This window comes from Mesorhizobium sp. M5C.F.Ca.IN.020.29.1.1, assembly GCF_003997375.1.
In the GTDB taxonomy this organism is placed as follows: domain Bacteria; phylum Pseudomonadota; class Alphaproteobacteria; order Rhizobiales; family Rhizobiaceae; genus Mesorhizobium; species Mesorhizobium wenxiniae.
Genome location: NZ_RZSW01001172.1, coordinates 1 through 508, shown reverse-complemented (window position 1 = coordinate 508; position 508 = coordinate 1). Strand labels below are relative to the sequence as shown.

Genomic DNA, 508 nt, shown 5'->3' with positions numbered 1-508 from the left:
GTTTCAGGAAGGGCTGGGAGGAAATCGGCGCCGAGCTCCAGGAGGTCGTCGACGACGCCGACTTCGCCTCGCTGGCGCGCTGCACGCAGTATGCGCATTTCACGCCGGAATTTATCGTTCGGGCGATATGGGCGGGCTTGCTGCGGCTCGGCTGGCGCGGCGGCCGCGTTCTCGAGCCCGGCATTGGAACGGGGCTCTTTCCGGCACTGATGCCGGCAGAGCTTCGCGACCGTTCCCACGTCACAGGCGTCGAACTCGATCCCGTCACCGCGCGCATCGCCCGGCTGCTGCAGCCGCGTGCGCGCATCGTCACTGGCGATTTCGCCCGCACCGAGCTGCCGGCGCGATTCGACCTCGCCATCGGCAATCCGCCCTTTTCCGATCGCACCGTGCGGTCCGACCGCGCCTTGCGCTCGCTCGGGCTGCGTCTGCACGACTACTTCGTCGTGAAGGCGCTTCGGTTGCTGAAGCCCGGCCGTCTCGCCGCCTTCGTGACCAGCCACGGCAC

Annotated in this window: 1 protein-coding gene; it reads left to right on the top strand. The window is 68.3% G+C overall.

The window, feature by feature from the left end; genetic code table 11:
- Positions 1–508 (top strand): class I SAM-dependent methyltransferase (locus EOA85_RS36880; RefSeq protein WP_164760206.1); only part of this gene is annotated, 508 nt, incomplete at both ends.